Raw genomic sequence first — 26,884 nt, forward strand, 5'->3', positions numbered from 1 at the left:
CAATTCGTCTTTCGTCGACATAGTCGTTGTCGCCAATTTTCCCGTCCACACGAAGCTGCTGGGCGGTCAGAGGATTTCGCTCATGCATCCGATGCTCAATATCGCTGTCAAGGCCGCCCGCCGCGCCGGACAGATCATCAACCGCGCGTCGCTCGATCTGGATCGTCTCCAGGTCAGCAAGAAACAGCACAACGACTTCGTGACGGAAGTCGACAAGGCGTCCGAAGCCACGATCATCGAGACGCTGCACACCGCCTATCCCGATCACTCGATCCTCGCCGAAGAATCCGGCGCGACGGATCGCGAGTCGGAGTTTCAGTGGATCATCGATCCGCTCGACGGCACCACCAACTTCATCCACGGCTTTCCGTACTACTGCGTGTCGATCGCGCTCGCGCACAAGGGCGTCGTGCAGCAGGCGGTCATCTACGATCCGACGCGCAACGACCTCTTCACCGCATCGCGCGGCCGCGGCGCGTATCTGAACGAGCGACGCATTCGCGTGGGCAAGCTCGACCGTCTGTCGGATGCGCTGATCGGCACCGGCTTCCCGTTCCGCGACGGCCAGGGTCTGAACGCCTATATGCGCCTCTTCAGCGAAATGACGCTGTCGTGCGCAGGGCTGCGCCGTCCGGGCGCGGCGGCGCTGGATCTCGCGAACGTCGCGGCCGGCCGTCTCGACGGCTTCTTCGAGCAAGGCATCCATCCGTGGGATGTGGCGGCGGGCAGCCTCATCGTGACCGAAGCGGGCGGACTCGTCGGCAACTACACCGGCGAATCGGATTTCCTGTTCAGAAACGAAATCGTCGCCGCCAATCCGAAGGTCTACGCGCAGATGGTCAAGATCCTCGACATGTACTCGCGCACGCGCCTGACCGGCGAATAAGCAGCATCGAGGGGGCGCGTCTTGCGCCCCTTTTGTTTGACCTCTTCCGCATCCCGGGCGCGCCGCCTGCTCTGCACCGAATGCAGGGCTCCGTTACAGTGCAAGCTTTGCCCTCGTTCCGGCAACGGCGATGCGCGCTTTCTTCCGCCTGCCCCGCTCTCACGCCGCGCGCCGCGCCCCACGTCATTCCCGCTCATGAAGAAAGGCTTCTATACGATCATCGCCGCGCAGTTCGTTTCGTCGCTCGCCGACAATGCGCTCCTGATCGCGGCGATCGCCATGCTCGCCGTCGTGCATTCCGCGCCGTGGGTCACGCCGCTGTTGCAGATCTTCTTCACGATTTCGTATGTTCTGCTCGCGCCATTCGTCGGCGCATTCGCCGATGCGATCCAGAAGCGCCACGTCATGTTCACGTCGAACGCGCTCAAGGCGGCCGGCTGCGCGATGATGATCGCGGGCGTGCATCCGATGATCGCGTATGGCGTCGTCGGCCTCGGCGCGGCGGCTTATTCGCCCGCGAAATACGGCATTCTCACCGAGCTCTTGCCGCCGCAAAAGCTGATCGCGGCGAACGCGTGGCTCGAATCGGCGACGGTCGGCTCGACGATTCTCGGCACCGTGATCGGCGGCGCGCTCGTGAGCCAGGTCGTCGGGCGCTGGGTCGAGCACGCGCATCTGCCGTTCGTGAGCAGCGCCGCGCACGCCGCGCTCTTCGCCGTGATGGTGATCTACGCGTCGGCGGCCGTCATCAACGTGTTCATTCCCGATACCGGCGCGCGCTATCCGAACCTGCTGAACGAACCGACGAAGCTCGTCCACGATTTCTCGCGCTGCTTCATGCTGCTGTGGAAGGACAAGCTCGCGCAGATCGCGCTGTGGGTCACGACGCTGCTCTGGGGCGCGGCCGTCACGCTGCAATTGCTCGTGCTGAAATGGGCCGATGCGAATCTCGGCCTGTCGCTCTCCAAAGCCGCCGTGCTGCAGGGCGTGACGGGCGTGGGCATCGCGCTCGGCGCGGCGGCGGCGTCCGCGTGGATCGTGCTGCGCCAATCGCTGAAAGTGCTGCCGGTCGGCGTGCTGATCGGCGCGGTCGCGGTCGCGATGGCGTTCTACAACAAGGACCTCTTTCCGGCCGGCGCGGGCGTGCATATCGGTCCGCTCTTCGCGCCGGCGTACATCCTGATGGCCTATCCGCTGATGATCGCGCTCGGCGGCCTGTCGGGCTTTTTCATCGTGCCGATGAACGCGATCCTGCAGCATCGCGGCGCGACGCTGCTGTCGGCCGGACATTCCATCGCGGTGCAGAACTTCAACCAGAATCTCGCCGTGCTCGCAATGCTCGGCGCTTACGCCTTGCTGTTGACGGAGAAGGTGCCGGTGCAGTGGATCATCGTCGTGTTCGGCGTCTTCGTGTGCCTGATGATGGCGCTGGCGATGCGCCGCCACACGCACAACGAGCGCGAAACCGATCTCGTCGCGCTCGTCGAGGAATGAACCTTGCTCCACGGTGAACGGTGTATTCTGGGTTCATGCCCCGGCGCCGGCTCACGAGGAAACCATGGGAGGAACGCCGGCGGCGGGGTCGGGTCGTAACGCCATGTACGGCCCGGCGCGGCCGATCGCGGGCATCCGCATGGCGCATCGCGGACGGACCCGGCGATATTCATTCCTCGGCAAACGTCAATAAAGGAGCATGGAAATGGGATTGTTCACACGTTCGACGCTCGACAGCAAGATCAATGGCGCAGCCGATGTCGGCCAGCGCGCGGTACGCGGTGCGAGCGACGCGGTCGATTCGGCGAGCAGCCAGTTGCGCAGCCTGCTCGATGATCTGGAAAGCTCGATCTCCGGCGCAAGGGACGTCGATGCCGACAAGCTGCGCAAGGAACTGCAATCGCGCCTCAAGACCGCCCGTTCGCAGATGAACGGCGCGGGCACGGCGCTCACCGGCAGACTGAACGACGCAGCCGGTTACGCCGACGAGTTCGTTCACGACAAGCCGTGGCACACGCTCGGCGCGGTGGCGGGTCTCGCATTGCTCGTCGGATATCTCGCCGGGCGCGCGTGACGCGCTCCGGCGTCATCGGAAATCGCCGCCGGCACGGCATCGCGCCCGTGCCGGCGGCGGCGTTCGCGTGGGCAATGCATATCGACTAGGCACATCTCGTTGGCCATTCGGCCGACTCGCCGTCATCTCGCGACAGGTTAAACTCCTGCTCTATCGGCTGAACGACGGCCGGCGCACGTCGCGCCCGGCCGTTTAGTCATTCTGGCCTTCAAAGCACGCAAGATGGGCACTCAAACGGCAACTCCCGACACCTCACCAGACACCGCCGCGCCGCTCGCGGACCTGTCGCAGCACACGCCGATGATGCAGCAGTATCTGCGCATCAAGGCGGAGCATCCCGGCACGCTCGTTTTCTACCGGATGGGCGATTTCTACGAGCTTTTCTTCGACGACGCCGAGAAAGCCGCGCGTCTGCTCGATCTCACGCTCACACAGCGCGGCGCATCGGGCGGCAATCCGATCAGGATGGCGGGCGTGCCGCATCACGCATGCGAACAATATCTCGCGAAGCTCGTGAAGCTGGGCGAATCGGTGGCGATCTGCGAGCAGATCGGCGATCCGGCGACATCTAAAGGTCCGGTCGAGCGCAAGGTCGTGCGCGTCGTCACACCGGGCACGCTCACCGACGCAGCCCTGCTCTCCGATAAGAGCGATGTCTATCTGCTGGCGCTCTGCCCCGCGCACAACCGTCGCGGCGTGGTGACGAGCGTCGGCCTCGCGTGGCTCAATCTCGCGAGCGGCGCATTGCGTCTCGCGGAAGTCGCGCCGAATCAGGTCAGCGCGGCGCTCGAGCGCATTCGTCCGGCGGAAACGCTCATCGCCGATTCGATCACCGACGTTCAGGCGTCGCTCGGCGTGACGCATCCCGGCGCGACCACGCGCGTGCCGGCGTGGCACTTCGACGTCGGCTCGGGCACGCAGCGCTTGCGAGAGCAACTCGATGTCGCGAGCCTCGACGGTTTCGGCGCGCAAACGCTCACCTGCGCGTGCGGTGCGGCCGGCGCGCTGCTGCTCTATGCCGCCGCCACGCAAGGCCAGCAGTTGCGCCACGTGCGCAGTCTGAAAGTCGAATACGAATCGGAGTACATCGGGCTCGATCCGGCCACGCGACGCAATCTCGAACTCACCGAAACACTGCGCGGCACCGAATCGCCGACGCTGTTCTCGCTGCTCGACACTTGCTGTACGACGATGGGCAGCCGCCTGTTGCGCCACTGGCTGCATCATCCGCCGCGCGATGCGTCGATCGCTCAGGCGCGCCAGCAGGCGATCGGCGCATTGCTCGACGCGCCCACGAGCGGCGGCCTCGACACGCTGCGCGGCGCGCTGCGCAAGATTTCGGACATCGAGCGCATCACGGGCCGTCTCGCGTTGCTGTCGGCGCGTCCGCGCGATCTGTCGAGCCTGCGCGATACCTTCGCCGCGCTGCCCGATCTGCGCGCCCTCGTCGCCGCAGTCGCCACGCATGCGCCGGCGCTCGAGCGCATCGACGCCGGGCTTGAACCGCCGCACGAATGTCTCGATCTGCTGACGAACGCCATCGCAGCGGAACCCGCCGCGCTGATTCGCGACGGCGGTGTGATCGCGCGCGGCTACGATCCCGATCTCGACGAATTGCGCGATATTTCGGAGAACTGCGATCAGTTCCTGATCGATCTCGAAGCGCGCGAGCGCACGCGCACCGGCATCGCGAATCTGCGTGTCGAGTACAACAAGGTGCACGGCTTCTATATCGAGGTCACGCGCGGGCAGACCGACAAGGTGCCCGACGACTATCGCCGCCGTCAGACGCTCAAGAACGCCGAGCGCTACATTACGCCCGAACTGAAGGCGTTCGAAGACAAGGCGCTTTCCGCGCAGGAACGCGCCCTCGCCCGCGAACGCGCGCTGTACGACGCGCTCTTGCAGAACCTGTTGCCCTTCATCGCGGATTGTCAGCGCGTCGCAAGCGCGCTCGCGGAACTCGATCTGCTGTGCGCGTTTGCCGAACGCGCCCGCGCGCTCGACTGGGTCGCACCGGAATTCAGCGCCGACGCGGGCATCGATATCGAACAGGGCCGGCATCCGGTCGTCGAGGCGCAGGTCGAGCAGTTCATCGCCAACGACTGTTGTCTCAGCCAGGACCGCAAGCTGTTGCTCATCACCGGCCCGAACATGGGCGGTAAATCGACCTTCATGCGTCAGACCGCGCTGATCGCGCTGATGGCGCACGTCGGCAGTTACGTGCCCGCGAAGCGCGCGCGTTTCGGCGCGCTGGATCGCATCTTCACGCGCATCGGCGCCGCCGACGATCTCGCGGGCGGACGTTCGACCTTCATGGTCGAGATGACGGAGGCAGCGGCGATTCTCAACGACGCGACCGCGTCGAGCCTCGTCTTGATGGATGAGATCGGACGCGGCACGTCGACCTTCGACGGCCTCGCGCTCGCATGGGCGATCGCGCGGCATCTGCTCACGCACAACGCCTGCTACACGCTCTTCGCCACGCATTACTTCGAGCTCACGCAGTTGCCCGCGGAATTTACGCAGGCGGCCAACGTGCATCTGTCGGCGGTGGAGCACGATCACGGCATCGTGTTCCTGCACGCGGTGAGCGAAGGTCCGGCCAATCAGAGCTACGGTCTGCAGGTCGCGCAGCTCGCCGGCGTGCCAGGCGCCGTGATCCGCGCGGCGCGCAAGCATCTCGTCCATTTGGAGCAGCAGTCGATCAGCCAGCCCGCCGCGCAATTCGACCTGTTCGCGAGCCAGCCTTACACGCCTTATGAAGATGAAGCGCCAGCGAAGGAAGCGCCCGAACATCCGGTGATGGAAAAACTGCGCGCGCTCGATCCGAACGATCTGCGGCCGCGTGAGGCGCTCGATCTGCTCTACGAACTGCATGAACTGGCGAAGCTTGCGCCGGATGCCGCGCGTTGAGCGTGACACTTCGCGCGTTGCGCGTGCCGCGACATGTTTGACGCGCGTCATGGCGATCGGCGCCGCACTCGCGTGCGGCACGATCGCGCAGGCGCGCGCCGAGGGCAGCGCGCCGCTCGGCTTCGCCGTTCTGTCCGGCGCCATTTCCCGCCCCGCCGACGAAGCGCCCGTGCGCCGCATGCTCGACGCGATCGGGCGCGACCCCAACATCGCGTTCATCGTCTACGACGGCAATTTGAAGGACGGCGCCGAACCGTGCCGCGACAGCGTCTATCAGTCGCGGCACGATCTGCTCGACGCGTCGCGCACGCCGCTCGTGCTGCTGCTCGGCCAGCACGACTGGGCGGATTGCGGACTCGCGCATGCGGGTGCCTACGATCCGGTCGAGCGGCTCGACTTCGTGCGCCAGCTCTTTTTCGCCGATGCCGGGTCGCTCGGGCAGAACCCGCTTACGCTCTCGCGCGAAAGCGATGTCGCGCGCTTTCGGACCTTCCGGGAAATCGTGCGCTGGCAGGCGCAAGGCGTCGCGTTCATCGGGCTGAATGCACCGAGTCCGAACAATCACTATCTGACCGCGGGCGGGCGCAACGGCGAGTTCGAGGATCGCGCCGTCGCGACAACATTCTGGCTCGAACACGCGGCGGAATCGGCGCGACGTTCCGAGATGCGCGCGCTCGTCATCCTGCTGCAGGGCGATCCCGATTTGTCGCGCTACGAACGGCGCGAGCGCTTCGCGTGGCTGCGCTTCTCGCGCACGAACCAGCCGCGCGATGGCTTTCTGGAATTGAAACGCAGCCTCGTGAAAGCGGCCGAAAGTTTTCGCGGGCCCGTGATCGTGATTCACGGCACGGATGCGCCCGAGCCGAACGGCTTTCACATCGATCAACCTTTGCGCAACGACAAGGGCTTGATCGTTACGAATCTCACGCGCGTCGCGATTGCGTTCAAGAAGCCGCAATCGCAATGGCTCGAAGTGCAGAGCGATGCGCAGTGGCATCCGCCGTTTCGTCTGCGCGTGCGCGATGTGAATGTGAATGTGAAGGACACGCGCACGCGTGAACCGGTCGCGCCACCAGAGACGCCAGCTGCATCCTACCCGGCTCCTTACCCCGCGCCTCAGCCGACGATGCCCGCATCAGCGCCGCCCGCGTTGCCGCGTAACGACCTGCCCGAGTCGCTGCCGGCGCCGCCGTCGATGCCCCTGCCGGCATCCGACCTGCCGCCGATCCTCACGCCGCCGCAGTCGTTGCCGCCGATCTATCCCGTGCCCGCGTCGGGCGTGCAGAACGGGACCGGCGCGACGAACGGGCAATAAAAAAGCGCAGCCGTAGCTGCGCTTTCTTCGTCGACCGACGCGCTCAGTGCAGCGTCGGACCTGCGTCCTTGGGCGGTGCGTCGTCATCGTCCTCGTCGTCATCGACGACATGCAGGCCGTCCGCGCCGTGCGCGTGCTGATGTTCGATTTCGTCGTCCGTCGCCGTGCGCACTTCCTGCACCGACAGCGCGAAACGCAGCGCCATGCCGGCGAGCGGATGATTGCCGTCGAGCACCACTTTGTCTTCGGCGACGTCGGTCACGGTGTAGATGAGCGAGTCGATATCGTCATCGCCGTCTTCGGGCGTGCCTTCGAACTGCATGCCGACTTCCAGCGGCTCCGGAAAACGGCTGCGCTCTTCGACCTTCACGAGCTCGGGATCGTACTCGCCGAATGCATCCTGCGGCTCGAGTTGAATGAGCGTTTCATAGCCCGCCTCGTGACCGTCGAGCGCTTCCTCGATCTTGGGGAACGTGCCATCATAGCCGCCGTGCAGATAGACCATCGGCTCGTCGCTCTCCTCGATCAGATTGCCTTGCGCATCCGATAGCTTGTAAGCGACCGAAACGACAGTGTCTTTCGCAATTTTCATTGGATCCTCCAAGATACAAGCCTCGATTATACGATGCCCAAGCGGCCCTCATACGCAACACCGTCCCCCGTTTCCGGCCTTCCCGAGCATGCCCGCGCGCCTTTGCCGGACGAACTCACACCGCTGTTGGGCAACCGTACGCCGCGACAGTTCATGCGGCGTTACTGGCAGAAGAAACCGCTCTTGATCCGGCAGGCGATTCCCGATATCGCGGCGCCGCTCGCACGCGACGAACTGTTCGAACTTGCCGATCTCGACGACGTCGAGGCACGGCTCATCACGCATTTTCGCAATGCGTGGAATCTGGAGCACGGACCGTTCGCGCCCGACGAATTGCCATCGGTCAAAAAGCGTGAATGGACGCTGCTCGTGCAAGGCGTGAACCTGCATCACGACCGCGCACACGCGCTGATGAACCGGTTCCGCTTCATTCCGGACGCGCGCCTCGACGATCTGATGATCTCCTATGCGACCGATGGCGGCGGCGTCGGACCGCATTTCGACTCTTACGACGTGTTCTTGCTTCAGGTCCATGGCAAGCGGCGCTGGCGAATCGGCGCGCAGCGCGACCTTTCGCTAAAACCCGGACTGCCGTTGAAAGTTTTACAGCACTTCGAGCCCGAGGAAGAATGGGTGCTGGAGCCGGGCGACATGCTTTATCTGCCGCCGCATATCGCACACGACGGCATCGCCGAGGGCGAATGCATGACGGCATCGATAGGCTTTCGCGCGCCCTCGTCGCACGAGCTCACGGCTCAGTTCCTCTATCACCTCGCCGAGCGCGCCGGTGAAGCATCGGAGGGTGCTCGCGGCAACGCGCGGTATCGCGATCCGACGCAGGAGCCGGTGTCGAATCCGGCGGCGCTGCCCGCGCTGCTGATCGACCGCGTTGGCGCGATACTTGCGAACGTGAACTGGAACGAAAAGGACATCGCGGAGTTTCTGGGTACTTATCTGAGCGAGCCGAAAGCGAACGTCGTGTTCGATGCACCCGACCGTGCGCTGAATGAGCAAAAATTTGTAGAACGAGCGAAAAAGACAGGCGTCAGGCTGGATAGAAAGACCATTTTGCTCTATAACGCCCGTTCTTATTTCGTAAATGGCGAAGCGGAAGTCTTGTCGTCGAAGCTGAAAAAGTGGCTCCCTGAATTGGCCGATACTCGGTCTCTGGAGGCGAAACGCTTTGTAACACTTACAGACGAATCGACAATGACAGCGCTGCTACACGAATGGTATCGTGCGGGCTGGATTCTTTTGGGCGCTTTGCCTTGACGGGCGTGCCTTTACAGGATTTCACGGAATACAGCAGATGCTAGAAATTTGCTGTTCCGCAATATGAAAATTTGTATGAGAAAGACAACGTATCGTCCCCTGATTTATCGACGGTCGTTACGAAAGTGCCTATAATTTCCGGCCAAGCCGTAGGAAGTCTCACATAAAAAAGAATTGTGAGTCTCCACAGCGGCCCAGGTCGGTGTTGGAGCACACATTACCGGTACTTTGCGCTGTTGCTTACCTTTAACCATAAAAGGACGTGATCATGAAGAAATCCCTCCTCGTAGCATCCCTGTTGGCTGCTGTTGCTCTGGCTGCATGCAACAAGTCTAGCGAAACGGCTGCTCCGAGCGCTGCAAGCGATACGTCGGCTGCTTCGGCTCCGGCTGCTGCTGCTTCGGACGCAAACGCTGCTGCATCGAGCGCTTCGGCCGCTGCAAGCGACGCAGCTTCGGCTGCTGGCGCAGCTTCGGACGCTGCCGCTTCGGCTGCCGCTCCGGCATCGGGCGCAAGCCAGTAAGGCTAGCGCTACGCCGCAGGCCGCTTCATGCGGTCTGCCAACGAAAAAACCGGCCCTTGGGCCGGTTTTTTTGTATCTGCTTTTGTATCTGCTTGCTGCGTCGGTCGGCGCGCAAGGCGTCTTCGATTCAGAGCGTGAGCCAGTCGAAGCCTTCCGCCTGAGTCGCGACGACGACGTCCACCGCACTCGCGCCCAACACGGACGCAAGCGCCGCCTGCGCGAGGTGCGGCAGATTGTTTTGCTGACTCAGATGCGCGGCCACGAGATGGCGCAGCTTGGAGCGATCCAGCGACGCGAGAATGGCCGCCGCCGCTTCGTTATTCAGGTGTCCATGCGTGCCGCCGATACGCGCCTTGAGCATCGGCGGATAGCGGCTCGCGGCAAGCATCTCGACATCGTGATTGGATTCGAGCACGAGTGCGTCGCAGCCGCTCAGCACGCTCGTGATATGCGGCGTCGACACGCCGACATCCGTTAACACGCCGAGCCGGCTCGCGCCGTCGGAGAACACGTATTGCAGCGGCTCACGCGCATCGTGAGGCACGGTGTACGGCAGCACGCTCAGATCGCCGATGGCGACGCTTTCATCGCCCCATAGCACGTTCAATTCGACCTTGGCTTCATCGGCGCCGATGGCGCGCGCCGTGCCCCAGCTCATGTACAGCGGAATCGACCAGCGGCGCGCCAGCGTCAGCGCGCTGCCGATATGGTCCGTGTGCTCATGCGTGATGACGATGGCGTCGAGATCTTCGGCACGGCAGTTCAGACGCGCGAGACGGCGCTCGACCTCCTTGCCGGAGAATCCGCAATCGAGCAGCACGCGCGTCGTCGTCGTACCGCTCGATGCCTCGACGAGCAATGCATTGCCCTCGCTGCCGCTGCCGAGACTGGCGAATCTCACGATGTCTTCACTTCAGGATGTCGTTAGTTCAACTGCGCGTGCAGCAAGGAAACGATGCGCTGCGCATCGGACGACGTGTCCGGCTGGCCGTTCGCATCGACGACGCCGACTTGCGTGACCGAGTCGGCCTTCGGCCTCACGTTGACGAGGAACTGGCGCGTCGGCTTCGGCGTGTTGCTCGAGAAGAACTTGCCGAAGAGGCCGTCCTTCTTCAGCTCCGCCATGGAGTCCGAAAAATGGACGTAATAGATGCCCTTGTCGCGATCGCGATTGTCGACCGTGAAGTTGGTGCGATCGAGCGCGAGGCCCACACGCAGCCAGGCGCGATCGAACGGCTCGGCGAGATCGAGCGTGGAGCCGCCCGCGCTCGGGTCGACCGCGACCTTCGCGCCGATCGGACGCGCTTGCGCCATCAACTGCTGCGACTGCTTTTCCGTCAGGCCGAACTTCTGCATCAGCTTCGTGAGCACCGCGGCTTCGAGCTGCGGATTACGCGGACGCGCCTCCCAGCGCGACGACGTCTTGTCCTGCCCCGTCAGCACTTCTTCCATCGCGCTGTGCGTGACGGAGATGTCGGTCGAGCCATCGGATGCGCGATCGACCTGCGTGCGGAACATGTCGCGCGTACCCGACGAGTACGCGAAGTCGAGCAGCTTGCCCACGCTGTTCCTGAACCAGTCGTTCGGAATGTTCGCGCGGTTTTCGGCCCAGTCCGTCGCCATGATGCCCGTCTGCGGGGCATCGGTCTTGAGCGTGAAGCCGTTCTCTTCCCAGAACTCCTTCAGCGGTCCCCAGACCTGGTCCGGCGAACGGCCATCGACGACGAGCCAGCGGTGATCGCCATCGCTTTCGATGTGCATGCCGAACGGATCCTGCGCGTTCGGCACGCCGAGCGTCGCGTTGCCGGCCGGCGTGACCGCTCGCTCCGCGGCGCCGCCGAGCGAGTTGATCTTGGGCGGCGCGGCATAACGCTGGCTGATGTCGGCCGTGGTCAGGTCGGACGGAACGGCCAGCGAGGGTGCGGTTTCAGCAGCCTTGTAGTTGACGCGATCCGGCGCGAGCCAGTCGTTGAGCGTGTCGCAACCCGCGAGCGCGAAGACCGCACCGGCGCCGAGCGACAGCACGCCCAGGCGTTTGGCACGAGTAAGAAGAGCGGAACGTTTCATGAGGTCCTTCTTTGCTGCTGATGCGCATTGCCTCGCGCCGAACCCGCTCTAGGCGAGCGGCTCAGCGAGGCCAATGTCGAGGCCAATGAGCGGCGGTTGATGACTGAAGGTGTGGTTCATTTCGATCACGTGCGGCGGCGCGGCTTTCGATTCCTTGTGACTCGGCGCGCCGCCCCATGCGATCAGGCGAGGAGCCCGGCGTCGCGCAACGCGCCACGCACCACGTCGTGATAGCGCGCGTCGAGCGGCGTGAGCGGCAGCCGGATGCCGCCTTCCATGCGGCCGAGCGCCTGCAGCGCCCATTTGGCCGGAATCGGATTCGATTCGCAGAAGAGTTGCTTGTGCAGCGACAGCAGCTTCAGATGGATGCGGCGCGCGGTGATCGCATCGCCTTCGATCGCGGCGCGGCAGAGCTGGCTCATTTCCTTCGGCGCGACGTTGGCCGTCACCGAGATGTTGCCGTGTCCGCCGAGCAGCATGAGCGCGATCGCCGTGGGATCGTCGCCGCTGAAGATGCTGAAATGCGCCGGCGCGTGCTTGATCAGATGCGCAGCGCGATCGATGTTGCCCGTCGCTTCCTTGACGCCGATGATGCCCGGCACGTCCGCGAGGCGCAGGATCGTTTCGTTGCTCATGTCGGCAACGGTGCGGCCCGGCACGTTGTAGAGCAGCACCGGCAGATCGACGGCTTCGGCGATCGCCTTGAAATGGCGATACATGCCTTCCTGCGTCGGCTTGTTGTAATACGGAACGACTTGCAGCGTGGCGTCGGCGCCGACCTTTTTGGCCTGCTTCGAGAGCTCGATGGCTTCGGCGGTCGAATTGCCGCCCGCGCCCGCGATGATCGGAAAGCGCTTGGCCGTATGCTCGACGGCCGTCTGGATCATCAGGATGTGTTCTTCGACCGACAAAGTGGCCGACTCGCCACTGGTGCCGACCACGACGAGTCCGTTCGAGCCTTGTTCGACGTGCCAGTCGATCAGTTTTCGAAACGCCGGCAGATCGAGACTACCGTCCTCGTGCATCGGTGTGACGATGGCAGGGATACTGCCGCGGATCTGGATGCCGCCGTGTGTTCCGTTTGTCATGAAACTCTATGAATTTAATCGTGAATTTAATCGCAAAAAGCGATATTACGCGATTGTAGCGGATTAGCCGCCGAGCGCGTAACGTGGCGGACCCGGGGGTATGTTACTAATCGTGAGTGGGTTTTCCGCTGACTGCGGTGCGCGAACCGCACAGATTCGCTGCACGTAGGCAGGGCGCGGGTCATCGACGAACCCGTCTTCGTAGCCGATCACGCGCAGTCGCCCTCGCACCGCTTCGAGCAGTTCGCCGGGTTCGAGCAGAAACGCCGGATTCGACGGCTTGCCGATACTGCCGTTGCCCGCCGCGAACGTTTCGTAGATCAGCACGCCGCCGGGTGCGAGCGCGTCGATGAAGTGCCCGAACAGCGGCCGATGCAGATAGTTGGTGACGACGACGGCATCGAACTTTCGATCGCCCGAAAGCGGCCACGGCGCGCCGTTTTCCAGATCGGCGGCAAGCGTTTCGATGCCTTCGAGCGCCGCCATCGACGCGAGCGCGTCCGCGTCACGATCGACCGCCAGCACGGAAAAACCGCGCGCCGCGAACCAGCGCGCGTGGCGCCCGCTGCCCGCGGCGACGTCGAGGACCGCGCCGCCGGGCGCGACGAGATGCGCCCAGCGCGCGACCCACGGACTGATCGCACTGTCCATCAGTTGTAAGACAGCCCCATGGCCTCGCGCACGTCGCGCATCGTTTCGGTCGCGAACTTGCGCGCCTTGTCGCAGCCGTCCGCGACGATCGCGCGCAACAGCGACGGATCGTCCATGTACTTCTGCGCGCGTTCCAGCATCGGCTGCTGCTCGCGCAGAATGCCTTCGATCACCGGCTGCTTGCACTCCAGACAGCCGATGCCCGCGCTGCGGCAGCCCTTCTGCACCCATTCGTGCGTGTTTTCGTCGGTGTAGACCTGATGCAGTTGCCACACCGGACACTTGTCGGGATCGCCCGGATCGGTGCGGCGCACGCGCGCCGGGTCGGTCGGCATCTTGCGGACTTTCTGCTCGATGGTCGCCGCGTCCTCACGCAAGCCGATGGTGTTGCCGTACGACTTCGACATCTTCTGGCCGTCGAGGCCCGGCATGCGCGACGCTTCGGTCAGGAGAACCTGCGGCTCGACCAGAATGATCTTGCGCGCGCCTTCGAGATAGCCGAACAGACGCTCGCGATCGCTCATCGACAGGCTTTGCGATTCCTGCAGCATCGCGCGCGCTTGTTCGAGCGCTTCGTCGTCGCCTTCCTGCTGATACGCGACGCGCAGCTCGTGATACAGCTTCGAGCGCTTGCCGCCGAGTTTCTTGGCCGCTTCGAGCGCCTTCTCCTCGAAATCCGGCTCCTTGCCATAGAGATAGTTGAAGCGGCGCGCGATCTCGCGCGTCATTTCCACGTGCGGCACCTGATCCTCGCCCACCGGCACGAGCGACGCGCGATACAGCAGGATGTCCGCCGCCATCAGCACCGGATAGCCGAGGAAGCCGTACGTCGACAGATCCTTTTCGCGCAGCTTTTCGATCTGCTCCTTGTAGGTCGGCACGCGTTCGAGCCAGCCGAGCGGCGTGCCCATGCCGAGCAGCAGCGAAAGTTCGGCGTGCTCGGGCACGCGGCTCTGGATGAAGAGCGTCGCCTGTGCCGGGTCGATGCCGGACGCCAGCCAGTCGATGAGCACTTCCCAGACGTTTTTCTCGATGACCTCGGGCGTCTCGTAGTGCGTCGTGAGCGCGTGCCAGTCGACCACTGCGAAGAAGCACGGATATTCGGACTGCAGCCGCACCCAGTTTTTCAGCACGCCGTGATAGTGGCCGAGGTGCAGCGACCCGGTGGGCCGCATGCCGGAGAAGATACGGTCAGGGAACATGATGTTATGGGAATAGTGAAGCGAGGGGATTCAAGATAGCCGACACCGCCGTATAGCCGACGTTCACGAGCGGCCCGAGCCAGAAGCGCGTCAGCACGCCGGTCACGACGAGCGCCATCACGATGAAGAAGCCGTACGGCTCGAGCTTCGAAAACGCGATGGACGCGCGCACCGGCAGAAGCGCCATGACGACACGCCCGCCGTCGAGCGGCGGCAACGGAAAGAGATTGAGCACGCCGAGCACGAGATTCACGCTGATGCCCGCCTGAGCCATGCCCGTGAAGAACGGCTCGTCGATGTGAAAGGCCCGCAGCAGCACGAAGATCACGCCCCAGACGATCGCCTGGGCGAAGTTGCTGCCCGGCCCGGCCGCCGCGACCCACAGGCTGCCCCAGCGCGGATTGCGCAGGTTGCCGAACGCCACGGGCACGGGCTTCGCATAGCCGAACATGAACGCACCGCTCGTCACGAAGTAAAGGACGATCGGAATGACGATCGTGCCGATCGGGTCGATGTGGCGCATCGGGTTCATCGAAACGCGGCCGAGAACGTAGGCCGTGTTGTCGCCGAGCAGTCGCGCGGCGTAGCCATGCGCGGCCTCGTGCAGCGTGATCGCGAAAATCACGGGGAGCGCGTAGACCGCGATGGTCTGTATCAGGGAAGCATCCATAGGGCGGTATTGTAACAAGCAGGCAGGTTGGATCAGACACGCACGGCGGCGCCGTGCGCGCACTATTTCGCCCATGGTGTGAGCAAACGCTTAATCGGGACTTATGCCCGTGTGCGCTACTGCGCGGCGCTTACGCCGTGAGCCCGAACGGTTCGAGACTGCCTCTCCCCGCGCGCACGAGCACTGGCTCCCCCGAAGAAAGATCGATCACCGTGGACGGCTCCGCCGGACACGCGCCGGCATCGATCACGAGTTCGATCTGTTTTTCGAGGCGTTCGCGGATTTCCTCGGCGTCGTTGAGCGGCTCGGTGTCGGGCGGCAGGATCAGCGTCGATGCAAGCAGCGGTTCGCCGAGCGCCTCCAGCAACGCGAGCGTGATCGCGTGATCGGGCACGCGCAGCCCGATCGTCTTGCGCGACGGATGCGAAAGCCGCCGCGGCACTTCCTTGGTCGCCTGCAGCACGAAAACGTAAGGCCCAGGCGTCACCGACTTGATCAGCCGATACTGCTGGTTGTCGACCATGGCGAAATTGGACAGCTCGGAGAGGTCGCGCACGAGCAGGGAGAGCAACTGCTTGTCGTCGATGCCGCGCACGCGTCGCAATCGCTCGACCGCGTCCTTGTCGTCGAGATGGCAGCCGAGCGCGTAGCTCGAATCGGTCGGCAACGCGACGAGACCGCCGTCCTTGATGATCTGCACGGCCTGATTGATGAGCCGCGGCTGCGGATTATCCGGATGAATGCGAAAGAATTGAGACATGGCGACGCCTTATTGTTTCGATCGTTATCGCGATGGGCCGAGCGGCGCGCGACTTCTTGTCTCGCGCGCGAGCGCGCCCTGCGCGATGCGCGTGCGGAAAATCACAGGTGATGCAAAGACCGTGCGCGCGAGCAGAAAGACGCGCGCCGCGGGAACGCTAAAGCCAGCGCTCCCAGACAGGCGTGAGATCGTCGGGCAACGGCGGAAGCAGGCCGAGATCGACGCGCCCTTCGCCCGCGCCGTGGAAGTCCGAGCCGCGCGATGCCTCGAACCCATAGCGGCGCGCGACATCGGCGTATTCGCGGTACTGGTCGGGCGTATGGCTGCCCGTCACGACTTCGATGGCCCGGCCGCCGAGCTCGATGAATTCATCGAAGAGCGCGGCGAATTCGACCGGCGTGAAGTCATAGCGGCCCGGATGCGCGATGATCGGCTCGCCGCCCGCATCCTTGATCCATTTCACGGCGTCCGCGAGCTTCGCCCAGCAATGCCCGACGAAACCCGGCTTGCCGTCGCCGAGATAGCGCGCGAACACATCCGACGTGGACTGCGCATACCCCGCCTCCACCAGATACCGCGCGAAGTGCGTGCGCGAGATCATGTCGGGATCGTCGGTGAAGCGCAGCGCGCCTTCGTAGCAATCCGGAATGCCGACCGCCGCGAGCGCCTCGCCGATCGCCACGCCGCGCGCCGCGCGCCCGTTGCGCGTCGATTCGAGCCCCTTGCGCAGCGCATCGTTATGTGGATCGACGTTCATGCCGACGATATGCACCGTGCGCGAAGCCCACGTCACCGAAATCTCGACGCCGGGCAGATAGCGCATGCCGAGCGCCTCGGCGGCCTTCTTCGCTTCGTCCTGCCCGCCGAGCTGATCGTGATCCGTCAGCGACCATAGCGTGACGCCGTTCGCGTGCGCGCGCGCGGCGACATCGGCGGGCGCAAACTGTCCGTCGGACACGGTGGAATGGCAATGCAGATCGGCGTTCATCGTCGTTTATCGGGCTTCACTCACATTCTAACTGTATCGGCGCGACAAGCCGATTATGTAGTTCCTTCGTTCCGTGCTGCGCCGCTCACGCGCAGAACGATTCGACGAGCGCCGCGACGCGCTCCGGCTGATCGTGATGGATCATGTGACCGGCCTCGTCGACGATTTCCTCGCGCCAGTCGGGAAACGCCTGAAAGCGCGTCTTGAATTCGGCGATGGGCGTCTCGCCCGCGAAAGCCGCGAGCGTCGGCGAATCCTTCGCCTCGACGTGCAGCACGGGCGCCGCCACGCGCGCCCACGCCGCGCTCACCTCGTCGAGCCGATACAGCGTCGGTCCGCGCAATTTGTGCGCCGGATCGGCAAGCAGATGGAAGCGCCCATCCGCTTCCTCGCGGGACCAGTGTTGCGCGAGATAGCGCGCACGCGCGAGCGGCAGACGCGGATTCGTGCGGATCAGCCGGTCGGCGACTTCGTCGAGGCTCGCGTAGCTGCGCAGCGCGGGCGGCGCGCGCAGATCGTCGAGCCATTGCGAAATGCGCCCCGGCGATTGCGACGCGCGCGCCGCCGGCAATCCGAAGCCTTCGAGATCGACCACGCGGCGCACGCGCGCGGGCCGCACGCCCGCGTACAGCAGCGCGACGTTCGCGCCCATGCTGTGGCCGACGATGTCCACCTGACCGCCCGGCGCGTAATGGTCGAACAGCACGTCGAGATCGGAGAGATAGTCGGGAAAGTAGTAATGGCCGCCGCCCTTCTGCGCGACCGGCCAGTCGGAGAGCCCGAAGCCGCGCGCATCGGGCGCGAGCACTTGCCAGTCGCCCGCGAGTGCATCGACGACGAACTGGAACGACGCGCCGATATCCATCCAGCCGTGCAGCATGAAGAGCATCGGGGCGTCGGGCGAGCCCCAGCGGCGTACGTGCAGGCGCACGCCGCGCGCGTCGACGAATTCGGAGCGCGAATCTTTCATGGTGTCGTCTCGAAGTAAAAAAGGATGATCGTTCGATTATAGCGACGAAGAACCTGCCCTACTTCGCATCGTCGAGGCCGGCGAGTGCGCGCAGTTCGGCTTCGTCGAAACCGGCGTCGCGGCGCGCTTCGAAATTGAACGGGCCGCGCAGCTTCGGCGCGTGATATTGCGCGGCGAGGCGTTCGTAAGTCGTGTGCGGGTCCAGATTTCGCGCGTCGCACAGAAACCGGAACCAGCGATTGCCGATCAACACATGGCCGATTTCATCGCGCAGGATGACGTCGAGGATCGCCGCGGACGCGTGATCGCCCGCCTGCGCGAGACGCTTTCTGATCGGCGGCGACGCGTCGAGCCCGCGCGCCTCCAGTGTCCGCGGCACGAGCGCCATGCGCGCCAGCACATCGCCGCGCGTGCGTTGCGCCATGTCCCACAGCCCATCGTGCGCCGGGAAGTCGCCGTAAGCGTGGCCGAAATCGGCGAGGCGCGCGCTCAGCAGCGAAAAGTGATGCGCCTCCTCCGCCGCCACCTTCAACCAGTCGAGATAAAAATCCTGCGGCATCGACGGAAATCGCCAGACGGCATCGAGCGCGAGATTGATCGCGTTGAATTCGATGTGCGCGAGCGCGTGCAACAGCACGGCGCGCCCCGCATCCGACTGCATGCTGCGACGCTTCAGCGACGATGGCTCCACGAGCGCCGGACGCTCGGGCCGGCCAGGCAGATCGCCGGGTTCCGCGAATTCGGCTCGTGGATCGATCCGCGACGGCTGGGCGCGCGCCGCATCGAGAAGTGCGCCGGCGCGCGCGGCTTTCGTCGCGGGATCGCGCTCGCGCAGGACCGCGAGCGCTGCGCGGCGGGCGCAGTCATCGGCATCCGGGGAAATGACAAGGTCGTGCATCGGACTGTCTCGAAAACGGGCGTCGAACACTGCGTTCCAGCGGACGCTTACGGCAAACAGCTAAAATGGTAATCCCGGCGGACGCCTCAAAACGCGCAACGACGCGCGTGCGCCGCCTCACCGGCAGGCGCGCATTGTAGTCCCACCTTCACGACATCACGCCTCAGGAGACAATGTGGCCATCTACAAACTCGGCGACGACGCCCCGACCATCCACGAAAGCGTGTTTCTCGCGGACACCGCGACCATCATCGGCCGGGTGACGCTCGAGGAAAACGCGAGTGTCTGGCCCGGCGCGGCGCTGCGCGGCGACAACGAGCCGATCGTCGTCGGACGCGGCAGCAACGTGCAGGAAGGCGCGGTACTGCACGCCGATCCGGGTTTTCCTCTGACGATCGAGAGCGATGTCACCGTCGGCCATCAGGCAATGCTGCACGGCTGCACGATCAAGGAAGGCTCGCTGATCGGAATCCAGGCGGTGGTCTTGAATGGCGCGGTGATCGGCCGCAACTGTCTGGTTGGCGCGGGCGCCGTCGTCACCGAAGGCAAGGTGTTTCCGGACAATACGCTGATTCTCGGCGCGCCCGCAAAGGCAGTGCGGGAAATCGGCGAGGCGGATATCGCCCGCATGCGTGCGGCCACGGCGAGTTATGCCGACCGTCGCGAATATTACAAGGCGCACCTCGTGCGTATCGGCTGAACGGACGCCGCACGAGACGGCGCAGCAGCCTCAACACCCAAGGAAGAGTTGTGAACGACCAGTTGCAGAAATTCATGTTCAACGCGGCGCCAGTGCGCGGCGAGATCGTCTCGTTGCGTCATACGTGGCAGGAAGTGCTCGCGCGCCGCTCGTATCCCGTGGCCGTGCGCAACGTGCTCGGCGAAATGATGGCCGCATGCGCGCTGCTGTCCGCGAACCTCAAGTTCGACGGCACGCTCATCATGCAGATCTACGGCGACGGTCCCGTGAAGATGCTGGTCGTGCAGTGCAATTCGAACCTGTCGCTGCGCGCCACGGCGAAGCTGGCCGATGGCGGCGAGAGCGAGCTCGACAGCGAAATGTCGCTGCCGGACCTGCTGAACCGTCACGGGCGCGGCCGCTGCGTCATCACGCTCGATCCCTCCGACAAAAAGCCGGGGCAGCAACCGTATCAGGGCATCGTGCCGCTGTCGGACGAGCATGGCGCGCTCAAGTCGATGGCCGAAGTGCTCGAGCACTACATGCATCATTCCGAGCAGCTCGACACACGCTTGTGGCTTGCCGCCGATACCGACCGCGCCGTCGGCCTGCTGCTGCAGAAGCTGCCGGGCGATGGCGGCATCGTTCCGCATCCGGGCGAGCACGACGCCGATACGTGGCAGCGCGTCTGCCATCTCGGCAGCACGCTTTCGAATGAGGAATTGCTGAAGGAAGAGCCGGATACCGTGTTCAAGCGCCTTTTCTGGCAAGAAAACGTCCAGCACTTCGAGCCGGCAGCGGCGCGCTTCCAGTGCACATGTTCGCGTGAGAAGGTCGGCGGCATGCTGAAGATGCTCGGCCGCGAGGAGGTCGACAGCGTGATCGTGGAGCGCGGCAATGTCGAAGTGCATTGCGAGTTCTGCAACCAGCGCTATGACTTCGACTCCGTCGACGTTGCGCAACTTTTTGTCGCAAACGAACTCTCACAAGGTGTGAGCCCGGCGTCGGACCGGCGCCACTGAAACGCCGCGCAAGCCTTGTCCAGTCGAGGTTTCGCCACGCGCGCCGGTGGCGCTCGAAGCACGGCGCGCCGCTTGCGGCCTGCTTTCGGCCCGGCTCTCACGACAGATTCCGCAAGCTATGATGGGACTCCTGCACAGATGTCCGGCCCGCTGGAGGTCGCAAAATGAAAACCGCAACACTCAACTGGAAATTTCTGCCGTGTCTGGCCGGGGTCGCGCTCGTCGCCGGCTGCATGATGGATCCGCCCGGCCCGTCGCCGATCTATAGCCGCTTGCCCGACACATCGCCTGCGCCGCAACAGACGCTCACGCCGCAGCAGGAGATGGACCGCTACAACGCCATCGACAAGCAGGCGCTCAACGAATCGCAGCAGGCAGCCGCGGCTGGCAACGCCGCGAAGACGATGTCGCAGTTCTACGCGCCCGCGCCGGTGTCGGTCTACGGCGGCTATTCGAGCGGCGGCTGGGGCGGCCCGTACTGGGGCACCGGCATCGGATTCGGCACTTCGTGGTAGGCGAGGCGGCCATCCGCCTTTGTCTGCCAAATACAAAAATGGCGCGGTCGTGACCGCGCCATTTTTTATCTCAACCAGCCGGCGTCTTACTGCGCCGCGCCCTGCTGCTTTTTCTTCGCTTCGGCCGCTTTTTCCTTCTGCGCCTTCTTGTCCAGCTCGCGCAACTCCTGCTTCGAGCGCGACACGGGATTCGGCACCACCCGCAGCGGCGCCGCTGAAACCTGACCGCGCGTCGAGCCGTTCATGCCCGGCACGTTCGCGGAATTGACGGGCGCGTTCGAATTCGGCGAGACGAACTGCACGAACACCTCGCTGTCCTTCACCATGCCCATCTCGTAGCGCGCGCGCTCTTCCACGGCGGCGGTGCCGTTTTGCAGGTCCTGCACTTCGCCCTGGACGCGCTCGTTGCGCAGTCTCAGATTCGTGTTCTTGTCCGTCTGCTGCGCGAGCTGCTGCTGCAATTCATGCACGCGCAGCCAGCCGCCATGTCCCCACCAGAGCGGGTATTGGATCAGCACCAGCAAAAGAACCAGAACGACAGTTACGAGCCGCATTCACGTAGCCGAAATAAGCGCCGCCCGGCGGCAATCTGCCCCGGGCGACGGGCTTCAAAAGATGACGCTTCAAAGACCACTAAGCGTCCTTATCGACTAAAGCGGCAAAAGCTTTAGCGCAAGTTGTAAAACGCCGACTTGCCCGGGTAGCTGGCGATATCGCCGAGATCTTCCTCGATGCGCAGCAACTGGTTGTACTTCGAGATGCGATCGCTGCGCGACAGCGAGCCGGTCTTGATCTGGCCGGCGTTCAGGCCGACCGCGATGTCCGCGATGGTCGAATCTTCCGTCTCGCCCGAGCGGTGCGAGATGACCGCCGTGTAGCCCGCGCGCTTGGCCATTTCGATCGCCGCGAAGGTTTCCGTCAGCGTGCCGATCTGGTTGATCTTGATGAGGATCGAGTTCGCGATGCCCTTCTCGATGCCTTCCTTCAGAATGCGCGTGTTCGTGACGAAGAGATCGTCGCCGACGAGCTGGATCTTCTTGCCGAGCTTGTCGGTCAGCGTCTTCCAGCCTTCCCAGTCCGACTCGTGCATGCCGTCTTCGATCGACACGATCGGGAACTTGTCGGCGAGCGTGGCGAGGTAATCCGCGAATTCGGTCGACGACAGTTGCAAGCCTTCGCCAGCCAGTTGGTACTTGCCGTCGTGATAGAACTCGCTCGCCGCGCAGTCGAGCGCGAGCAGCACATCTTCACCGGCGCGATAACCGGCCTTCTCGATGGCTTGCAGAATCGTCGACAGGCACTCGTCGTTGCTGCCGAAGTTCGGCGCGAAGCCGCCTTCGTCGCCCACCGCGGTGCTCATGCCGCGCTCGGCCAGGATCTTCTTCAGCGCGTGGAACACTTCCGCGCCGCAACGCAGCGCTTCGCGGAACGTCGGCTGGCTCACCGGGACGATCATGAATTCCTGGATGTCCAGGCTGTTGTTCGCGTGCGCGCCGCCGTTGACGATGTTCATCATCGGCACCGGAAGCTGCATCGCGCCCGAGCCGCCGAAGTAGCGGTACAGCGGCAGGCCGGCTTCTTCGGCGGCAGCCTTCGCGACCGCCATCGACACCGCGAGCATCGCGTTCGCGCCGAGACGCGACTTGTTGTCGGTGCCGTCGAGTTCGAGCAGGGTCTTGTCGAGGAAAGCCTGTTCCGAGGCGTCGAGGCCCATGATGGCTTCGGAAATCTCGGTGTTGATGTGTTCGACGGCCTTAAGCACGCCCTTGCCGCCGTAGCGGCCCGCTTCGCCGTCGCGCAATTCGATGGCCTCGCGCGAGCCGGTGGATGCGCCCGAAGGCACCGCCGCGCGGCCCATCGTGCCCGACTCGAGCAACACGTCGCATTCGACGGTCGGATTGCCTCGCGAATCGAGAATCTCGCGGCCGATGATATCTACGATAGCACTCATGGTTTCCTCAAGAAATGACGATGAATTCTGTCAGTCACAACGAAGCGCGCCGCCTGTTTTTACACTTCGATACACGCTTCACTGGCTTCGCTCAGACCCATTCGATGACCGCCGGGTTCAGCTCCGGCGCAAAGAGCGGTCGTTTCGGGACCGGATCGAATCCGGTCCGCATCGCTTTCGTGGGAGCGGGCGTCTCATCCGCCGGTTGCGGATGCCGCCCCGATGCGTTGCACGCTCCTCCGTTGCCCGGATGACGCCGGACGGCCTGATCTCGCAACACGGGCGCCCATGATGACGCCCGCGCCGTACTACTTTTTGCTGCCGACGCTCAGTTGAAGTCGTTCTCGAGGAACGAACCGCTTTTCACCGCGCGATCGATCGTGATGAGCGTCGAAAGCAGCGCTTCCATGTGATGCAGCGGCACCGCGTTCGGGCCGTCGGACTTCGCGCAGGCCGGGTCCGGATGCGTCTCCATGAAGAGGCCCGCCACGCCCGTCGCGACCGCCGCACGCGCCAGCACCGGCACGAATTCGCGCTGACCGCCCGAGCTCGTGCCCTGCCCGCCCGGCAACTGCACCGAATGGGTGGCATCGAAGACGACCGGCGCGTTGGTTTCGCGCATGATCGCGAGCGAGCGCATGTCGGACACGAGGTTGTTATAGCCGAACGACACGCCGCGCTCGCACGCCATGAAGCGGTCTTCCGACAGACCCGCTTCACGCGCGGCGTCGCGCGCCTTGTCGATCACGTTCTTCATGTCGTGCGGCGCGAGAAACTGGCCCTTCTTGATGTTGACCGGTTTGCCCGAGCGCGCGCACGCGTGGATGAAGTCGGTCTGACGGCAGAGGAACGCGGGCGTTTGCAGCACGTCCACGACCGATGCGACCGCTTCGATTTCTTCCTCGGTGTGCACGTCCGTGAGAACGGGCACGCCGAGCTGCTTCTTCACTTCGCCGAGAATGCGCAGGCCTTCGTCCATGCCCGGACCGCGATACGACTTGCCCGAACTGCGGTTCGCCTTGTCGAACGACGACTTGTAGATGAACGGAATGCCGAGCTTCTGCGTGATTTCCTTCAGCCGGCCGGCGACGTCGATGGTCATTTGCTCCGACTCGACGACGCACGTGCCCGCGATCAGGAAGAACGGCTTGTCGAGGCCCGCTTCGAAATGACACAGCTTCATGCTTGCGCTCCCGCGGTGGCTTTCGCCGGCGCCTTCACGCCATTGCCTTCGGCGTGCGCGCGCGCTGCATCGACGAATGCCTTGAAGAGCGGATGCCCGTCGCGCGGCGTCGACGTGAATTCGGGGTGGAACTGCACGCCGACGAACCACGGGTGCAGCGACTGCGGCAACTCCATCATCTCGGGCAGATCCTCGCTCGGCGTACGGGCGCTGATGATAAGCCCGCCGGCTTCGAGCTGGGGCACGAAACGGTTATTGACTTCATAACGGTGACGATGACGCTCGTTCACATCGCTGCCGTAGATGCGCTCGGCCATCGTTCCCGGCTTGATCGGGCACTTCTGCGAGCCGAGGCGCATGGTGCCGCCGAGATCCGACTCTTCGTTGCGCTTTTCGATGCGGCCCGCGCGGTCGTACCACTCCGTGATGAGCGCGACGACCGGGTTGCCCGTGTCCTGATCGAACTCGGTGGAATTCGCATCGGCGAGACCGGCGACATCGCGCGCGAACTCGATCACCGCGAGCTGCATGCCGAGGCAGATGCCGAGATACGGCGTCTTCGATTCGCGTGCGTAGCGGATCGCCTTGATCTTGCCTTCCGTGCCGCGACGGCCGAAACCGCCCGGCACCAGCACGGCGTCGAGGTGCTTCAGTGCGTCGGTGCCTTCGGCGTCGATCTGCTCGGAATCGATGTACTCGATGTTGACCTTCGTCGACGTATGGATGGCCGCGTGACGCAGCGCTTCGATCAGCGACTTGTACGATTCGGTGAGCTCGACATACTTGCCGACCATGCCGATGGTCACTTCGTGCTTCGGATTTTCGAGCTTCTCGACGAGGTTCGACCACATCGCCAGATCGGCCGGCGGCGGCGCGAGCTTCAGCTCTTCACAGATGATGTCGTCGAGGTGCTGGTCGTTGAGCATCTGCGGAATCTTGTAGATGCTGTCCGCGTCCCAAACGGAAATGACCGCGTCTTCGGGCACGTTCGAGAACATGGAAATCTTGGCGCGCTCGTCGTCGGGAATGCGGCGGTCGGCCCGGCACAGGAGCACGTTCGGATAGATACCGATTTCGCGCAGCTTCTGCACGCTGTGCTGCGTGGGCTTCGTCTTGAGTTCACCCGCCGTCGCGATGAACGGCACGAGCGTGAGGTGCACGAAGCACGCGCTGTTGCGGCCCATGCGCAGGCTCATCTGACGCGCGGCTTCGAGGAACGGCAGCGATTCGATGTCGCCCACCGTGCCGCCGATTTCCACGATCGCCACGTCCGGCTGGCCGCACGTCGCCGCAGCGGCGCCGCGCTCCACGAATGCCTGGATTTCGTTGGTGATATGCGGAATGACCTGCACCGTCTTGCCGAGATACTCGCCGCGGCGTTCCTTGCGGATCACCGATTCGTAGATCTGGCCCGTGGTGAAGTTATTGGCCTTGCGCATCTTCGTGCTGATGAAGCGCTCGTAATGGCCGAGGTCGAGGTCGGTCTCCGCTCCGTCTTCCGTCACGAACACTTCCCCGTGCTGGAACGGGCTCATCGTGCCGGGGTCGACGTTGATGTAGGGATCGAGCTTGAGGAGAGTGACTTTGAGACCGCGCGATTCGAGGATCGCGGCGAGAGAGGCGGCGGCAATACCCTTGCCAAGGGACGAAACTACGCCGCCGGTGACGAATACATATTTGGTCATCGCTAGATGCTCGCGGGAAAAACGGATTATACCGTAAAGGCCGGTTCCCACGAAGCGCGCCCGGCGCGGATATTGGCTACAAATCCGCGCATTTCGGCGTCATTTTTGCGGAACGTGACGCGGGCCGTTCGTCAAGTCCCGCGCGCGTGCTCGCGCCCTTTTCAGCGCGCCGTCTGCATGGCCGTGAGCAGCCGCTGCACGGCGCGCGCGGTGTCGATCGGGCGCTCCATCGGAAAGAGATGGCTGCCTTCCATCCATTCGATGTGCTCGCCCGCGATGCGCCGCGTCATCCCGAGCCCGACCTGGCGCACTTCGCGCGAATGCGTCCCCGCGATGAAACCGACGGGCACCGGCGCGCCGTGCGCGAGCCGCGCGCCGAGCGTGTGCGGCAGCGTGCGATAGATCAGATATTCCACATGGCGATCGAATGCGAGCGAGCGTGCGCCGTTCGCATGGGTCTGCGGAATGCCGAAATCGATATAGTCGGACAGCATGCGTTCGTCCCAGCGCGCGAACGCCGGTTTCGACAGGAAATGCCGCCACGCCTCGTCGCGGCTCGCCCACTGCGTGCGGCGCTTGCGCGTCGCGGCGGCGGGCGACAGGCGCTCGTCCAGCCCGGTCCATTGCGTGACGCGCAGGAGTCCGCTCTTCCAGCCCGCGATCACCGGCGAATCGAGCATCACCACGCCTTTCACCCATTCCGGGCGCTTCAGCGCCGCCATCAGCGACAGATAGCCGCCGAGCGAATGCCCGACGAGCCACACCTTCGGATGATCGCCGTCGGCTTCGCGCCGATAGCGGCTCATGTCGTCGATGAGCTGATCGACGAGATACGGCCAGTCGCGTGTCACGGGAAAGCGCGCGTCATGACCGATGCGCTCGATGCTGCGAACTTCGTATTCGTCGGAAAGCTCCGCGAACATCGTGCGATACGTCGATGCGGGAAAACCGTTCGCGTGCGAGAAATGGATGATGTCTTTCAA

26 protein-coding genes are annotated in these 26,884 nt (G+C 64.1%); 10 read left to right on the forward strand and 16 right to left on the reverse strand.

The window, feature by feature from the left end; genetic code table 11:
- Positions 1–82: 82 nt before the first annotated feature.
- From NCS02_RS09225 to NCS02_RS09245, 5 genes are all read left to right on the forward strand, one after another.
- Positions 83–886 (forward strand): inositol monophosphatase family protein, encoded by an 804-nt coding sequence (locus NCS02_RS09225; protein ID WP_250522997.1) that lies wholly within the window; start codon positions 83–85, stop codon positions 884–886.
- 195 nt (positions 887–1,081) lie between these two features.
- Complete coding sequence (gene lplT / locus NCS02_RS09230; RefSeq protein WP_250522998.1) at positions 1,082–2,380, forward strand: lysophospholipid transporter LplT; 1,299 nt, start codon at positions 1,082–1,084, stop codon at positions 2,378–2,380.
- 205 nt (positions 2,381–2,585) lie between these two features.
- The gene (locus NCS02_RS09235; RefSeq protein WP_008341847.1) at positions 2,586–2,954 is read left to right on the forward strand and encodes an ElaB/YgaM/YqjD family protein; all 369 of its coding nucleotides are present in this window, start codon (positions 2,586–2,588) and stop codon (positions 2,952–2,954) included.
- 222 nt (positions 2,955–3,176) lie between these two features.
- A complete protein-coding gene (gene mutS / locus NCS02_RS09240; RefSeq protein ID WP_502800871.1) occupies positions 3,177–5,870 on the forward strand; it encodes a DNA mismatch repair protein MutS in 2,694 nt (897 codons plus the stop codon).
- Between the two features lie 49 nt (positions 5,871–5,919).
- On the forward strand, positions 5,920–7,185 hold the full coding sequence (locus NCS02_RS09245; RefSeq protein ID WP_250522999.1) for a hypothetical protein: 1,266 nt from the start codon (positions 5,920–5,922) through the stop codon (positions 7,183–7,185).
- A 43-nt stretch (positions 7,186–7,228) separates the two neighbouring features.
- On the opposite strand, the gene NCS02_RS09250 is transcribed toward NCS02_RS09245, so the two are convergent.
- On the reverse strand, positions 7,229–7,777 hold the full coding sequence (locus NCS02_RS09250; protein ID WP_008341850.1) for an FKBP-type peptidyl-prolyl cis-trans isomerase: 549 nt from the start codon (positions 7,775–7,777) through the stop codon (positions 7,229–7,231).
- A 33-nt stretch (positions 7,778–7,810) separates the two neighbouring features.
- Between NCS02_RS09250 and NCS02_RS09255 the strand changes: the two genes are divergently transcribed.
- Together NCS02_RS09255 and NCS02_RS09260 are read left to right on the forward strand one after the other, a co-directional pair.
- Positions 7,811–9,049: a cupin domain-containing protein gene (locus NCS02_RS09255; RefSeq protein ID WP_250523000.1), complete on the forward strand. Its 1,239-nt coding sequence runs from the start codon at positions 7,811–7,813 to the stop codon at positions 9,047–9,049.
- Between the two features lie 268 nt (positions 9,050–9,317).
- The gene (locus tag NCS02_RS09260) at positions 9,318–9,572 is read left to right on the forward strand and encodes a hypothetical protein (protein WP_074168913.1); all 255 of its coding nucleotides are present in this window, start codon (positions 9,318–9,320) and stop codon (positions 9,570–9,572) included.
- A gap of 127 nt (positions 9,573–9,699) precedes the next feature.
- On the opposite strand, the gene NCS02_RS09265 is transcribed toward NCS02_RS09260, so the two are convergent.
- From NCS02_RS09265 to NCS02_RS09310, 10 genes are all read right to left on the reverse strand, one after another.
- Positions 9,700–10,473 (reverse strand): MBL fold metallo-hydrolase, encoded by a 774-nt coding sequence (locus tag NCS02_RS09265; RefSeq protein ID WP_008341854.1) that lies wholly within the window; start codon positions 10,471–10,473, stop codon positions 9,700–9,702.
- Between the two features lie 23 nt (positions 10,474–10,496).
- Entirely contained in the window at positions 10,497–11,639 is a 1,143-nt protein-coding gene (gene bamC, locus NCS02_RS09270) for an NlpB/DapX family lipoprotein (RefSeq protein WP_008341855.1), read from the reverse strand.
- Between the two features lie 182 nt (positions 11,640–11,821).
- Positions 11,822–12,727, reverse strand: a complete 906-nt coding sequence (gene dapA, locus NCS02_RS09275) for a 4-hydroxy-tetrahydrodipicolinate synthase (RefSeq protein ID WP_008341856.1) — start codon at positions 12,725–12,727, stop codon at positions 11,822–11,824.
- Between the two features lie 63 nt (positions 12,728–12,790).
- Entirely contained in the window at positions 12,791–13,378 is a 588-nt protein-coding gene (locus tag NCS02_RS09280; protein WP_244807428.1) for a class I SAM-dependent methyltransferase, read from the reverse strand.
- Entirely contained in the window at positions 13,378–14,580 is a 1,203-nt protein-coding gene (locus NCS02_RS09285) for a tryptophan--tRNA ligase (protein WP_008341861.1), read from the reverse strand. Before NCS02_RS09285 ends, NCS02_RS09280 begins: the two co-directional genes overlap by 1 nt.
- A 4-nt stretch (positions 14,581–14,584) precedes the next feature.
- Positions 14,585–15,250, reverse strand: coding sequence for a site-2 protease family protein (locus tag NCS02_RS09290; protein ID WP_008341863.1), 666 nt, complete (start codon positions 15,248–15,250; stop codon positions 14,585–14,587).
- 130 nt (positions 15,251–15,380) lie between these two features.
- A complete protein-coding gene (locus tag NCS02_RS09295; protein WP_008341865.1) occupies positions 15,381–16,010 on the reverse strand; it encodes an L-threonylcarbamoyladenylate synthase in 630 nt (209 codons plus the stop codon).
- Between the two features lie 157 nt (positions 16,011–16,167).
- Positions 16,168–16,998: a 3',5'-nucleoside bisphosphate phosphatase gene (locus tag NCS02_RS09300; RefSeq protein ID WP_008341867.1), complete on the reverse strand. Its 831-nt coding sequence runs from the start codon at positions 16,996–16,998 to the stop codon at positions 16,168–16,170.
- An 85-nt stretch (positions 16,999–17,083) separates the two neighbouring features.
- Positions 17,084–17,968: an alpha/beta fold hydrolase gene (locus NCS02_RS09305; RefSeq protein ID WP_250523001.1), complete on the reverse strand. Its 885-nt coding sequence runs from the start codon at positions 17,966–17,968 to the stop codon at positions 17,084–17,086.
- Positions 17,969–18,026: 58 nt separating this feature from the next.
- On the reverse strand, positions 18,027–18,866 hold the full coding sequence (locus NCS02_RS09310; protein ID WP_250523002.1) for a ferritin-like domain-containing protein: 840 nt from the start codon (positions 18,864–18,866) through the stop codon (positions 18,027–18,029).
- A gap of 175 nt (positions 18,867–19,041) precedes the next feature.
- Here NCS02_RS09310 and NCS02_RS09315 point away from each other — a divergent pair, with 175 nt between their 5' ends.
- The 3 genes from NCS02_RS09315 to NCS02_RS09325 all read left to right on the forward strand — a co-directional run bounded on the left by NCS02_RS09315 (position 19,042) and on the right by NCS02_RS09325 (position 21,082).
- The gene (locus NCS02_RS09315) at positions 19,042–19,566 is read left to right on the forward strand and encodes a gamma carbonic anhydrase family protein (protein ID WP_008341871.1); all 525 of its coding nucleotides are present in this window, start codon (positions 19,042–19,044) and stop codon (positions 19,564–19,566) included.
- A 50-nt stretch (positions 19,567–19,616) separates the two neighbouring features.
- The gene (hslO, locus tag NCS02_RS09320; protein ID WP_008341872.1) at positions 19,617–20,567 is read left to right on the forward strand and encodes an Hsp33 family molecular chaperone HslO; all 951 of its coding nucleotides are present in this window, start codon (positions 19,617–19,619) and stop codon (positions 20,565–20,567) included.
- 164 nt (positions 20,568–20,731) lie between these two features.
- The gene (locus tag NCS02_RS09325) at positions 20,732–21,082 is read left to right on the forward strand and encodes a hypothetical protein (protein ID WP_250523003.1); all 351 of its coding nucleotides are present in this window, start codon (positions 20,732–20,734) and stop codon (positions 21,080–21,082) included.
- Between the two features lie 86 nt (positions 21,083–21,168).
- Here NCS02_RS09325 and ftsB read toward each other — a convergent pair whose 3' ends face one another.
- The 5 genes from ftsB to NCS02_RS09350 form a co-directional block, all read right to left on the reverse strand.
- On the reverse strand, positions 21,169–21,636 hold the full coding sequence (ftsB, locus tag NCS02_RS09330) for a cell division protein FtsB (RefSeq protein ID WP_008341875.1): 468 nt from the start codon (positions 21,634–21,636) through the stop codon (positions 21,169–21,171).
- A 113-nt stretch (positions 21,637–21,749) separates the two neighbouring features.
- Positions 21,750–23,033, reverse strand: coding sequence for a phosphopyruvate hydratase (eno, locus tag NCS02_RS09335; RefSeq protein WP_008341877.1), 1,284 nt, complete (start codon positions 23,031–23,033; stop codon positions 21,750–21,752).
- A gap of 328 nt (positions 23,034–23,361) precedes the next feature.
- Positions 23,362–24,216, reverse strand: coding sequence for a 3-deoxy-8-phosphooctulonate synthase (gene kdsA, locus NCS02_RS09340; RefSeq protein WP_008341878.1), 855 nt, complete (start codon positions 24,214–24,216; stop codon positions 23,362–23,364).
- Complete coding sequence (gene pyrG, locus NCS02_RS09345; RefSeq protein ID WP_008341880.1) at positions 24,213–25,901, reverse strand: CTP synthase; 1,689 nt, start codon at positions 25,899–25,901, stop codon at positions 24,213–24,215. Before pyrG ends, kdsA begins: the two co-directional genes overlap by 4 nt.
- Before the next feature lie 161 nt (positions 25,902–26,062).
- Positions 26,063–26,884: an alpha/beta fold hydrolase gene (locus NCS02_RS09350; RefSeq protein ID WP_008341881.1), complete on the reverse strand. Its 822-nt coding sequence runs from the start codon at positions 26,882–26,884 to the stop codon at positions 26,063–26,065.

Origin of the sequence: Caballeronia sp. NCF2, assembly GCF_023631205.1 — a bacterium.
In the GTDB taxonomy this organism is placed as follows: domain Bacteria; phylum Pseudomonadota; class Gammaproteobacteria; order Burkholderiales; family Burkholderiaceae; genus Caballeronia; species Caballeronia zhejiangensis.

Bases quoted from the DNA above. Each gene is read 5' to 3' on its own strand.
- NCS02_RS09280 (WP_244807428.1), bottom strand. From the start codon at position 13,378: ATGGACAGTGCGATCAGTCCGTGGGTCGCGCGCTGGGCGCATCTCGTC.
- kdsA (WP_008341878.1), bottom strand. From the start codon at position 24,216: ATGAAGCTGTGTCATTTCGAAGCGGGCCTCGACAAGCCGTTCTTCCTG.
- mutS (WP_502800871.1), top strand. From the start codon at position 3,177: ATGGGCACTCAAACGGCAACTCCCGACACCTCACCAGACACCGCCGCG.
- NCS02_RS09245 (WP_250522999.1), top strand. From the start codon at position 5,920: ATGGCGATCGGCGCCGCACTCGCGTGCGGCACGATCGCGCAGGCGCGC.
- NCS02_RS09235 (WP_008341847.1), top strand. From the start codon at position 2,586: ATGGGATTGTTCACACGTTCGACGCTCGACAGCAAGATCAATGGCGCA.
- eno (WP_008341877.1), bottom strand. From the start codon at position 23,033: ATGAGTGCTATCGTAGATATCATCGGCCGCGAGATTCTCGATTCGCGA.
- lplT (WP_250522998.1), top strand. From the start codon at position 1,082: ATGAAGAAAGGCTTCTATACGATCATCGCCGCGCAGTTCGTTTCGTCG.
- bamC (WP_008341855.1), bottom strand. From the start codon at position 11,639: ATGAAACGTTCCGCTCTTCTTACTCGTGCCAAACGCCTGGGCGTGCTG.
- NCS02_RS09305 (WP_250523001.1), bottom strand. From the start codon at position 17,968: ATGAAAGATTCGCGCTCCGAATTCGTCGACGCGCGCGGCGTGCGCCTG.
- NCS02_RS09300 (WP_008341867.1), bottom strand. From the start codon at position 16,998: ATGAACGCCGATCTGCATTGCCATTCCACCGTGTCCGACGGACAGTTT.
- NCS02_RS09325 (WP_250523003.1), top strand. From the start codon at position 20,732: ATGAAAACCGCAACACTCAACTGGAAATTTCTGCCGTGTCTGGCCGGG.
- dapA (WP_008341856.1), bottom strand. From the start codon at position 12,727: ATGACAAACGGAACACACGGCGGCATCCAGATCCGCGGCAGTATCCCT.
- NCS02_RS09255 (WP_250523000.1), top strand. From the start codon at position 7,811: ATGCCCAAGCGGCCCTCATACGCAACACCGTCCCCCGTTTCCGGCCTT.
- NCS02_RS09310 (WP_250523002.1), bottom strand. From the start codon at position 18,866: ATGCACGACCTTGTCATTTCCCCGGATGCCGATGACTGCGCCCGCCGC.
- pyrG (WP_008341880.1), bottom strand. From the start codon at position 25,901: ATGACCAAATATGTATTCGTCACCGGCGGCGTAGTTTCGTCCCTTGGC.
- NCS02_RS09225 (WP_250522997.1), top strand. From the start codon at position 83: ATGCATCCGATGCTCAATATCGCTGTCAAGGCCGCCCGCCGCGCCGGA.
- NCS02_RS09290 (WP_008341863.1), bottom strand. From the start codon at position 15,250: ATGGATGCTTCCCTGATACAGACCATCGCGGTCTACGCGCTCCCCGTG.
- NCS02_RS09250 (WP_008341850.1), bottom strand. From the start codon at position 7,777: ATGAAAATTGCGAAAGACACTGTCGTTTCGGTCGCTTACAAGCTATCG.
- NCS02_RS09260 (WP_074168913.1), top strand. From the start codon at position 9,318: ATGAAGAAATCCCTCCTCGTAGCATCCCTGTTGGCTGCTGTTGCTCTG.
- NCS02_RS09285 (WP_008341861.1), bottom strand. From the start codon at position 14,580: ATGTTCCCTGACCGTATCTTCTCCGGCATGCGGCCCACCGGGTCGCTG.
- NCS02_RS09295 (WP_008341865.1), bottom strand. From the start codon at position 16,010: ATGTCTCAATTCTTTCGCATTCATCCGGATAATCCGCAGCCGCGGCTC.
- ftsB (WP_008341875.1), bottom strand. From the start codon at position 21,636: ATGCGGCTCGTAACTGTCGTTCTGGTTCTTTTGCTGGTGCTGATCCAA.